Annotated in this window: 8 protein-coding genes; 6 read left to right on the forward strand and 2 right to left on the reverse strand. The window is 75.9% G+C overall.

Features of this window, described 5'->3' with window-relative positions:
* Positions 1–44: 44 nt before the first annotated feature.
* Positions 45–2,906, reverse strand: coding sequence for a DEAD/DEAH box helicase (locus tag ACPFP2_RS17160; RefSeq protein WP_424090171.1), 2,862 nt, complete (start codon positions 2,904–2,906; stop codon positions 45–47).
* Positions 2,907–2,992: 86 nt separating this feature from the next.
* Between ACPFP2_RS17160 and ACPFP2_RS17165 the strand changes: the two genes are divergently transcribed.
* From ACPFP2_RS17165 to ACPFP2_RS17175, 3 genes are all read left to right on the forward strand, one after another.
* Positions 2,993–3,757 (forward strand): HAD family hydrolase, encoded by a 765-nt coding sequence (locus ACPFP2_RS17165; RefSeq protein ID WP_424090172.1) that lies wholly within the window; start codon positions 2,993–2,995, stop codon positions 3,755–3,757.
* An 80-nt stretch (positions 3,758–3,837) separates the two neighbouring features.
* Positions 3,838–4,548: a TetR/AcrR family transcriptional regulator gene (locus tag ACPFP2_RS17170; protein WP_424090173.1), complete on the forward strand. Its 711-nt coding sequence runs from the start codon at positions 3,838–3,840 to the stop codon at positions 4,546–4,548.
* Between the two features lie 135 nt (positions 4,549–4,683).
* Positions 4,684–5,673, forward strand: coding sequence for an EamA family transporter (locus ACPFP2_RS17175; protein WP_424090174.1), 990 nt, complete (start codon positions 4,684–4,686; stop codon positions 5,671–5,673).
* On the opposite strand, the gene ACPFP2_RS17180 is transcribed toward ACPFP2_RS17175, so the two are convergent.
* On the reverse strand, positions 5,636–6,562 hold the full coding sequence (locus ACPFP2_RS17180; protein ID WP_424090175.1) for a diacylglycerol kinase: 927 nt from the start codon (positions 6,560–6,562) through the stop codon (positions 5,636–5,638). The two genes, ACPFP2_RS17175 and ACPFP2_RS17180, sit on opposite strands and share 38 nt — an antisense overlap.
* A 280-nt stretch (positions 6,563–6,842) precedes the next feature.
* Here ACPFP2_RS17180 and ACPFP2_RS17185 point away from each other — a divergent pair, with 280 nt between their 5' ends.
* The 3 genes from ACPFP2_RS17185 (at position 6,843) to ACPFP2_RS17195 (ending at position 9,475) form a co-directional block, all read left to right on the forward strand.
* Entirely contained in the window at positions 6,843–7,775 is a 933-nt protein-coding gene (locus ACPFP2_RS17185) for a hypothetical protein (protein ID WP_424090176.1), read from the forward strand.
* A gap of 96 nt (positions 7,776–7,871) precedes the next feature.
* Positions 7,872–9,134 carry a kynureninase gene (kynU, locus tag ACPFP2_RS17190; protein WP_424090177.1) on the forward strand — a complete coding sequence of 421 codons (1,263 nt, stop codon included), beginning with the start codon at positions 7,872–7,874 and terminating at the stop codon, positions 9,132–9,134.
* A gap of 176 nt (positions 9,135–9,310) precedes the next feature.
* The gene (locus tag ACPFP2_RS17195) at positions 9,311–9,475 is read left to right on the forward strand and encodes a hypothetical protein (RefSeq protein WP_424090178.1); all 165 of its coding nucleotides are present in this window, start codon (positions 9,311–9,313) and stop codon (positions 9,473–9,475) included.
* Positions 9,476–9,548: the final 73 nt, after the last annotated feature.

The following is a 9,548-nucleotide window of genomic DNA, read 5'->3' on the forward strand; positions in this document are numbered from 1 at the left end:
GCGATGCGTCGATTCGGCGGGCGACGGTGACGGACAGTGACGGATCAGGCCGACGCGTGGTACGCCAGCACACCGCGGTTGACGGCCGCGATGGCCTGCCGGGCGGTGGCGCGCAACTCTGTCGACGCGCCACCGGAGTCGGCGAGCTGGCCGAGCAGGTCGACGACCTGCCGCGCCCAGCGGACGAAGTCCCCGGCGGGCATCTCGCCGTCGATCTGGTGGCCGCTGGCGAGCACCTTGGCCAGGGCCTCGCCCCGCGCCCACCGGTAGATCGGCCAGGCGAAGCCGAAATCCGGCTCCCGGGTCACGGTCAGCCCACGGTTCGCCTCGTCGGACTCGATCTCGCTCCAGAGCTTGAGCGTCTCCTCGACCGCGTCGGCGACCGAACCACGCGGCAACGACGCGCGCTCGTCGAGATCCCGCCGGGCCTCGAAGACCACCACGGAGACCGCGGCGGCCAGCTCGGCCGGGGAGAGACCGTCCCAGACACCCCGCCGCAGGCACTCGGCGACCAGCAGGTCCGCCTCCGTCCAGATCCGGCCGAGCATCCGGCCGGCGTCGGTCACCCCGCCGTCGGCGGAGAGGTAGCCGCGCGCGGTGAGCAGCGCCACGATCCGGTCGAACGTGCGGGCGAGGGAACCGGTGCGCCCGGCGACGCGCTGGCGCAACTCCTCGGTGTCCTTCTCCAGCCGGCGGCGCCGCTCGGCCCAGCGGGCGTGCTCCTCCCGGTCGGCGCAGGCGTGGCAGGGGTGCCGGCGCAGCTCGGTGCGGAGCTGGCTGATCCGGTCGTCCTCACCGGCGGCCTGCCGGGACCGGCCACCGCGGCGGCCGCCGTGCCGGTCCAGGCCGGTGCCGCTGACCTCGGCCGCCAGGTCCCGCCGGGCCGCCGGTGAGCGGTGGTTGAAGTGCTTCGGCACCCGGATGCGGGCCAGCACCTCGGCGGGGCTGGTGAAGTCGCCGGGGCTGACCCGCCCGGCCCAGCGGTCCTGGGTGAGCACCAGCGGGCGGGGCTCGCCGAAGCCGCCGGTGGCCGGGTCGAGCACGACCGCGAGCCCGGCCCGGCGGCCTGACGGCACCCGGATCACGTCGCCGACGCGCAGCCGCTCCAGCGAGGCCACCGCCGCCGCCTTGCGCTGCGACTGGCCCTGCCGGGCCAGGGCGCGCTCCCGGTCGGCGATGGCCACCCGCAGCGCGAAGTACTCGTCGAAGTCGCCGTGGTGGCAGGCCGCCTCCGCGCCGTACGCCTCGATGGTCTCGGTGTTGCGCTGCACCTGCCGGGCCAGGCCGACCACCGACCGGTCCGCCTGGAACTGGGCGAACGACGACTCCAGCAGTGCCCGGGCGGGCTCCACGCCGACCGTGCCGACCAGGTTGACCGCCATGTTGTACGACGGCCGGAAGCTGGAGCGCAGCGGGTAGGTGCGGGTGGACGCGAGGCCGGCGACGTGCCGGGGGTCGGTCTCCGGCGACCAGACCACGACCGCGTGCCCCTCGACGTCGATGCCACGCCGCCCGGCCCGACCGGTGAGCTGGGTGTACTCGCCCGGGGTGAGGTCGACGTGCGCCTCGCCGTTGAACTTCACGAGGCGTTCCAGCACCACGCAGCGGGCCGGCATGTTGATGCCCAGCGCCAGGGTCTCGGTGGCGAAGACCGCCTTGACCAGGCCGCGGACGAAGAGCTCCTCGACGACCTCCTTGAACACCGGGAGCATGCCGGCGTGGTGGGCGGCCAGGCCGCGCTCCAGCCCGTCGAGCCACTCCCAGTAGCCGAGCACGGTCAGGTCCTCGCCGGGGATGGCGGTGACCCGGGACTCGACGACCCGGCGGATCTCGGCGCGTTCCTCCGGGGAGGTGAGCCGCAGCCCGGCGGCGAGGCACTGCTGCACGGCGGCGGCGCAGCCGGCCCGGCTGAAGATGAACAGGATCGCCGGGAGCAGCCCCTCCCGGTCGAGCCGGTCGACGATGTCCGGGCGCATCGGGCCACGCCAGCGGGGACCGCGCCGCCCGGCGCCGGGGCCGGCGCTGCGCCCCTCGCCCAACTCCAGCCGGCGCATCGTGTCGCGGGTGTAGCGCAGCAGCTCGGGGTGCACGTCGTGCTTGCGGGCGGCGTCGGCGTCGTGGAACAGGTCGAACATCCGCTTGCCGACCAGCATGTGCTGCCACAGCGGCACGGGCCGGTGCTCGCTGACCACCACCGCGGTCTCGCCCCGGACGGTGACCAGCCAGTCGGCGAACTCCTCGGCGTTGGAGACGGTGGCCGACAGGGAGACCAGCGTGACCGAGGCGGGCAGGTGGATGATCACCTCTTCCCAGACCCCGCCGCGGAACCGGTCGGCGAGGTAGTGCACCTCGTCCATCACCACGTAGGCCAGGCCCTCCAGGGTGCTGGAGCCGGCGTAGAGCATGTTGCGCAGCACCTCGGTGGTCATCACCACCACGGGCGCGTCGCCGTTGATCGCGTTGTCGCCGGTGAGCAGGCCGACCTGTTCGGCGCCGTACCGGTCGACCAGGTCGTGGTACTTCTGGTTGGACAGCGCCTTGATCGGCGTGGTGTAGAAGCACTTGCGCCGGGCGCCGGCGCCCGGGGACGGCGCGACCTCCCCGCCGGCCGCCGGGACCACCTCGTCACCCGCGCCCGGCGCGACCTGGCGCGCCGGTGACCGGCCGGCCGGCGGCGCGGCGCGCAGGGCCAGGTGCACCGCGAACTCGCCGACCACGGTCTTGCCCGCGCCGGTGGGGGCGCAGACCAGCACGCCGCTGCCGCGCTCCAGGGACTGGCACGCCTCGCGCTGGAAGTCGTCGAGGTCGAACCCCAGGTCGCGGGCGAACTCGTCCAGGGCCGGGAACTGGGAGGCCTGCGCGGCCCGGCGGCGCGCCGCGGCGTACCGCTCGGCGGGGCTCGACATGTCTCCAAGATTAGTGCGTACCACCGACGGTCACCCGCCAAGGCCAACCGGCAGGGCGGTCGGAGGCGGTCGGTAGGGTGCACGACGTGCCGGATCATGCCGAACCGCCCCGAACCCCGAGCGGCGCCGACGACGCCGTCCGCCCGGGCCCGCCCCGCCGCCCCGTCGAGGCGGTGCTGTTCGACTTCCACGGGACCCTCGCCCAGGTCGAGGAGCCGCACGAGTGGGTGCGGCACGCCGCTGCGGCCTGCGGGGTGAGCCTGGAGCGGATGCGGGCCACCGCGCTCGCCGACCGGCTGGTCACCGCCGGCCGGGCCGGCGGGCCGCTGCCGGCGCGGGTGCCGCCCCGACTGGCCGAGCTCTGGGCCGACCGGGACCTGTACGAGCACGCCCACCGCGGGGCGTACACGGGGCTGGCCGAGACGGTGGACGCCGGGATCGAGGGCCTCGCCGACGCGCTCTACGACCGGCTGCTCGTCCCGGACGGCTGGGTGGTGTACCCGGGAGTGGCGGCGACGCTGCGGGCGCTGCGCACGGGCGGGGTGAAGGTGGCGGTGGTCAGCAACATCGGCTTCGACATCCGGCCGCTGCTGGCCGCCTGGGGCCTCGACGACCTGGTCGACGCGTACGCGCTGTCGTACGAGGTGGGGCGCTGCAAGCCGGATCCGGGGATCTTCCTGCGCGCGTGCGGGATGCTCGGCGTCGACCCGGAGCGGGCGTTGATGGTGGGCGACACGCCGGCCGACGCGGGCGCGGTCAACGCCGGCTGCGCCGTGCTCGTGCTGCCCTGCGCCGAGCCGGGGCGCGACAACGGCCTCGGCGCGGTGCTCGACCTGGCACTGCCCCGCTGACCAGCGGGTAGCACCGATAACACGATCTTGATACTCACGTTTGCTCCCGCCGCTAACACCGGAAGGTTATCGTCGCTGTCGTGACCGAGACGTCCGCCCGGGACCGGATCGTGCGGGCCGCCGCCGCGCTGCTCGCCGAGGGCGGCCGGGAGGCCGTCTCCACCCGCGCGGTGAGCCGGGCCGCCGGGGTGCAGGCCCCCACCATCTACCGTCAGTTCGGCGACATGCGCGGGCTGCTCGACGCGGCGGCCAGCTACGGCTTCGCGGCGCACCTGCACGCCGAGGCGGCCCGGGAACCCGCCGACGACCCGGTGGACGACCTGCGCCGCGGCTGGGACATGCACGTCGGTTTCGGCGTCGCCAACCCCGCCTTCCACACCCTCATGTACGGCGACCCCCGCCCCGGCGTCCGCCCCACCGCCGCCCGGGTGGCCGCCGACATCTTCCGCCAGCTCGTCGTCCGGATCGCCGAGGCCGGCCGGCTGCGCGTCGACGTCGACCGGGCGGCGGAGATGGCGCACGCCGCGAGCTGCGGGGTGACCCTGACCCTGATCCAGGGCGGCGACCCGGCGCTGTCCGACGCCACCCGGGAGGCGGTCGTCGCGGCCGTCTGTGCCGACAGCCCGGCCGCCCGCGCCGTGCGCCCACCCGACCGGCCGGTCCGGCACGCGGTCGCGCTGCGGGCCGCGCTGGCGCAGGTGGCGGGCGACCTCACCGACGCGGAGCGGGCCCTGCTCGGCGAGTGGCTGGACCGGATCGCCGGTGCGCGCCGGCACCCGACGTCCCCCTGAGCGGCCCGGCCGTCCGGACCGGACCCGCCGTCCGATCCGCTCCCCCGCGCCGGCCCGAGGGTCCCGAGCGCGCGAGCAGCGCCACCGGTGGACCTGGGTGTCCGCGCCGCAGGCGCAGGTCATAGCGTCACCGTCATGACCGAGACCCTGTCGTCCGCCGCCGCGAGCACCGCCGGCCCGCCCACGCGCCCCGGCTCCGGGCGGACCGCCGCGGTGGGGCTGGTGCTCGGCGGGGCGCTGTCGGTGCAGTTCGGCTCGGCCGTCGCCGCGCTGCTCTTCCCGCGCGCCGGAGTGGCCGGCACGGTGACGCTGCGGCTGGCCATCGGCGCGCTGCTGATGCTGCTGGCGTGCCGGCCGCGGCTGCGCGGCCACGACCGGGCCGCCTGGGCCTCGGTGCTGGCGTTCGGGCTGGCCCTGGCCGGGATGAACTCGATCTTCTACCAGGCCATCGAGCGGATCCCGCTCGGCCCGGCGGTCACCCTGGAGGTGCTCGGCCCACTGACGCTGTCCGTGCTCACCGCGCGCCGGCTGGCCGCCTGGTGCTGGGCCGGCCTCGCCCTGGCCGGGGTGGCCCTGCTCGGCCAGGGCGGCTTCGACCGGCTCGACCCGCTCGGCGCCGGGCTCGCCCTGGTGGCCGGGGCGATGTGGGCCGCGTACATCGTCTGCTCGGCCCGGGTCGGCGGCCGGTTCCCGAACGCGGACGGGCTGGCCCTCGCCCTCACCGTGGCCGCGCTGGTCACCCTGCCGATCGGGCTGGCCGACGCCGGCGGCCGGCTGTGGCATCCCGCCGTGCTCGGCCTCGGCACGGGGCTGGCCCTGCTCGCCTCGGTGCTGCCGTACACCCTGGAGCTGCTGGCGCTGCGCCGGCTGCCCACCGCCACCTTCGCCGTGCTGATGAGCCTGGGCCCGGCGATCGCCGCCCTCGCCGGCTGGCTCGTGCTCGACCAGGCGCTGCACGCGGTGGAGGTGCTCGCCATCGGCCTCGTCGTCGCCGCCAGCATCGGCGCGGTCCGGGCCGCCGCGCCACGGCACGCCGACCGGGTGGCCGACCCCGACGGGCCGGTGGCGGCCGGGCCCGACGGGCAGCTCAGCGCAGCAGCCGCACCGCCCGCGGCACGGCGCTGATCCGCACCGGCAGGTCCAGCGCCCGCTCGCCGTCGGCGTAGGTGGTGATGCCGTCGGCGGCCACTTCCACCGTCCGGGCCCGGAAGCTGCGCACCAGCGGATGCCGTACGTGGGTGCCCTGGTAGATGCGGGGCTTGACGCGCATCAGGGTGCGCCGGTCGAACCGGCCGCCGACCACCACGTCCAGCAGCCCGTCGTGCGGGTCCGCGTCGGGGCAGATCCGCATCCCGCCGCCGTAGCTGGCGCAGTTGCCCACCGCCACCAGCACCGCGTCGAGGCTCTGCTCCTGCCCGTCGAGGCGCAGCGTGTACCGGCGCGGACGCAGCCGGGCCAGCTCGACCAGGATCGCCAGGTCGTAGCGGCGGGGGCCACGCGGCCAGCGCATCCGGTTGGCCCGCTCGTTGACGATCGCGTCGAAGCCGGCCGCGAGCACCGCCCCGTACCAGCGGTCGGCGCCGTCCGGGCCGGTCATCCGGGCCAGGTCGACCGGGCGGCTGCGCCCGTCACGCAACGCCGCGGCGATCACCCCGGCGGCGGCGAGCGGATCGGCCGGGAAGCCGGTGTCGACGGCGAAGTCGTTGCCGGTGCCCGCCGGCACCGGACCGAACGGCACGGTCGTACCGGCGACCGCCTGCAACGCCCGGTGCACCGTGCCGTCGCCGCCGACGGCGACCAGCGCGGTGGCCCCGGCGGCGACCGCGGCGTGGCACGCCGCCTCCGCCTCGTCCGGGGTGTCCGCCGACAGCAGCCGCACCGGGCGGCCACCCTCGCCGAGGCGCTCCAGCAGCCGGGGCAGCAGGCCACGGTGCCGGCCCCGGCCGGCGGTGGGGTTGGCGAGCACGGCGACAGGGCCGGTCCGACGGTGATCGTCTGCGGTCACGGCGAGCACCGTACGGTACGGCCGGCACCGCCGACCACCGCCGGCGACGGTCGGCGGCCGACGAAGTTCGCTCGTCGGGTCTCCGCGGCGAGAGGTGCGCACGTACGAAGAGGCGTCCGCCCCGGCGGGCCGGCATCATCAGCACAACCCCTCGCCCGGTCACGGCCCGACACCCGGGGCCGGGCGGGGTCACCACGACGGCGGGCCCGACGACGGCGCGGGACGGGTGGGCGGTCGCGCCCGCCGCCGGCCAGGCGACCGGCGCCGTCCGCCACAGGAAGAGGCGATGATGGCACTCCACCAGGCCCCCCGACCGCTGGTCGACCCGGCGGCACCCCCCACCCCGGCACGCCGGGCCCGGATCATCCTGCTCAGCGCCGCGGCCGGCGTCCTGTTGGCCGTGCTCTGGTCGTTCGAACTGGTCGACAAGGTCATCGGGGACAACGTCGCCAACACCGTGCTGGGACACGACGCCAAGGCCACCGCGATCAGCGGGACCGCCGCCGGGCTGCTGTTCGCCTTCGTCTCCGGCTTCGCCGGCACCTTCACCGCCTGCAACATCGCGATGGCGGCGTCGTTCGGCCCGATGAGCCAGGTCGGCGCCGCCGAGAGCCGGCGCGGCCTGCTGCGCGCCCTGCTGCGCCCGGTCGGCTGGCTGACCCTGGGCATGGTGGCGGTCGCGGCCACGTACGGCTTCGTCGGCGTCCTGCTCGGCGACCGCCTGCCCCAGCTCTCCACCGAGACGGTGGACGGGGTGCCGGTGCGTCTGATCCAGTCGTCGGTCGTGTTCGGCGTGATCGGCCTCGCCCTGATCTACCTCGGCCTGGCCTCGATCGGCACGCTGCCCGACGTCTTCGCCGGACGACCCACGCTGCGGGTGGTCACCCTCGGCGCCCTCGTCGGCGGCTTCCTCATCGGCCGGCCGTACCCGATGTTCAACAAGCTGTTCCACTGGGCGGTCGACAGCGGCAACCCGCTGTACGGGGCGGCGGCCTTCACGCTCCAGTCGGTGGGCAACGTCCTGCTCGTGACGCTCATCTTCGCGGTGGTGGTGCTCGCCACCCGGGGCGGGTTCCTGCGCTGGATGGCGCACCCCCGCCGCGCCGCGGTGGTGACCGGCGCGCTGCTCATCGCCCTGGGCGTGTTCACCGTCGTCTACTGGGACCTGCGGGTGCCGGCCATCTTCGGCTTCGGCTGGTTCCCGCGCATGCCGTACAACTGACCCGGCCCGGCCGGGACCGCCGCCGCGCCGCCTACCCTGGGACGGGCCCGTCCCCGCCCCGGGGCCGGCGGCGACGGTCTGGCGGAGGAGTGGCGCGTGCGGGACGAGATCCCCCGGTACCTGTGCAAGGAATGGGACGCCGCGGACCCCCTGGCCGACCTGCGCGACCGGTTCGTGATCGCCGACGAGGACCTGATCTACCTGGACGGCAACTCGCTCGGGCGGCTGCCGGCCGCCACGGCCGGGCACCTGACCCGGCTGGTCCGCGACGGCTGGGGCGAACAGCTGGTACGCGGCTGGCCGACCTGGATCGAGTGGGCCCGGCGCATCGGCGACCGGCTCGCCGCGCACGCCCTCGGCGCGCGTCCCGGCGAGGTCGCCGTCTCCGACTCGACCTCGGTGAACCTGTACAAGCTCGCCGCCGCCGCGCTGGACGCCGCCGGGGACCGGCGCACGATCCTCGTCGACGCCGAGGACTTCCCCACCGACCGGTACGTCCTGCAGGGGCTCGCCGAGGCGCGTGGGCTGACCCTGCGGATGCTCCCGTCGGACCTCGACCAGGGGCTCGACCTTCGCACCCTGCGGGCGGCGCTGGACGACGACGTCGCCCTGGTGGTGCTCTCCGCCGTGTCCTACCGGTGTGGCGCGCTGCTGGACATGGCCGAGGTCAACGCCGCCGCCCGGCAGGTCGGGGCGACGGTGCTGTGGGACCTGTCGCACGCGGTCGGGGCGGTCCCGGTCGAACTGGCCGCCAGCGGGGCGGACCTCGCGGTCGGCTGCACGTACAAGTACCTCAACGGCGGCCCCGGCGCGCCCGCCTTCCTCTACGTGCGGCAGGAGTTGCAGTCGCGGCTGCGCCAGCCGATCCAGGGCTGGTTCGGCCAGCGCGACCAGTTCCTCATGGGTCCCGCCTACGACCCGGTGCCGGACCTGGACCGGTTCCAGGTGGGCACCCCGCCGATCCTGGCCATGGCGACCCTGGACCCGGCGTTGGACGTGCTCGCCGAGGCCGGCATCGACCGGGTACGCGAGAAGGGCCGACGCCTCGGGGAGCTGATCGTCGCGCTGGCCGACACCTGGCTGACCCCGTACGGCTTCACCGTGGCCTCCCCGCGCGACCCGGCGCGGCGGGGCAGCCACGTCTCGCTGCACCACCCCGAGGCGCTGCGAATCTGTCGGGCGCTGGCCGAGCAGGGCAGGGTCGTCGCCGATTACCGTGCCCCGGACCGGCTGCGGCTCGGGCCGGCGCCGCTCTACACCCGCTACGTCGACGTGTGGGACGCGATGGACCGACTGCGGGACATCGCCGAGCGGGGGTCGTGGCAGCGGATGCCGGGCGAGGCGTCCCGGATCACCTGAGCCGGACGCCCGCACCCCACCGTCACCCGCACCGCCCCCGCACGACTGTCGCGTGCGGGGGCGGTGTCCGTTCGCCCGTCCCGCGCCGGCCGGGACGGACGGGCCCGTCCGATCGGTGCCGATGTCCCTGGTTCCCGGGACGACGGGCCGCCGACGCTGATCCCAGCACCACGACGGTGCCGGCGGGACAGCGTCGCGGCCCTCCACCGAGGACCGGTGGCGCACCCCGCAGCGAGCAGGCGGAGGGAGGTGCACCCATGAAGATCACCGTGACCAAGGTCGAGCGGATCGAGGCGACCCGGATCCACCCGGACCCGGACCTGGACGCCGGCGGCGCCTGAGGCGGCAGCGGGGGGGGGGGGGGGGGGGGGGGGGGGGGGGGGGGGGGGGAGGAGGGGGGGGGGGGGGGGGGGA

The sequence above is a fragment of the Micromonospora citrea genome (assembly GCF_049629545.1).
GTDB classification, from domain to species: domain Bacteria; phylum Actinomycetota; class Actinomycetes; order Mycobacteriales; family Micromonosporaceae; genus Micromonospora; species Micromonospora citrea_A.

Bases quoted from the DNA above. Each gene is read 5' to 3' on its own strand.
- ACPFP2_RS17160 (WP_424090171.1), bottom strand. From the start codon at position 2,906: ATGTCGAGCCCCGCCGAGCGGTACGCCGCGGCGCGCCGCCGGGCCGCG.
- ACPFP2_RS17175 (WP_424090174.1), top strand. From the start codon at position 4,684: ATGACCGAGACCCTGTCGTCCGCCGCCGCGAGCACCGCCGGCCCGCCC.
- ACPFP2_RS17185 (WP_424090176.1), top strand. From the start codon at position 6,843: ATGGCACTCCACCAGGCCCCCCGACCGCTGGTCGACCCGGCGGCACCC.